Source organism: Neisseria sp. HMSC061B04 (genome assembly GCF_001836705.1).
In the GTDB taxonomy this organism is placed as follows: Bacteria; Pseudomonadota; Gammaproteobacteria; order Burkholderiales; family Neisseriaceae; genus Neisseria.
In genome coordinates this window covers 151,183-151,746 of the sequence record NZ_KV830232.1, presented here as the reverse complement: position 1 = coordinate 151,746, position 564 = coordinate 151,183, and the positions used below count along the sequence as shown (strand labels likewise).

Annotated in this window: 1 pseudogene; it reads right to left on the bottom strand. The window is 50.7% G+C overall.

Annotated elements, in window-relative coordinates:
- Positions 1–564 (bottom strand): annotated as a pseudogene (locus HMPREF2661_RS10795) (collagen-like protein); the annotation flags it as partial.

Here is a 564-nt window from a genome sequence, read left to right as displayed (position 1 = left end):
CACCTTTTTCACCTTTGTCGCCGGTTGCGCCAGTAGCACCGGTTGCGCCAGTAGCACCAGTTGCGCCAGTAGCACCAGTAGCACCAGTTGCGCCAGTAGCACCAGTTGCGCCGTCTTTACCGTTTTTACCGTCTTTAACGATGGTAGTAGTGACTGAACCAGTACCCAAATCAGTAATAGTGATTGTATGGGTACCATCACCATTATCTACAACTTCACCTGTGACGCTGGTGCCGTCTTCACCTTTTTCGCCGGTATCGCCTTTAGCACCAGCAGCACCAGTATCGCCTTTAGCACCAGTTGCGCCGGTAGCACCGTCTTTACCGTTTTTACCGTCTTTAACGATGGTAGTAGTGACTGAACCAGTACCCAAATCAGTAATAGTGATTGTATGGGTACCATCACCATTATCTACAACTTCACCTGTGATGCTGGTGCCGTTTTCGCCTTTTTCGCCGGTATCGCCTTTAGGACCAACAGAACCAGCAGGACCAGTATCACCTTTTTCGCCTTTAGCACCAGTTGCACCGGTATCGCCTTTAGCACCAGTTGCGCCGGTAGCAC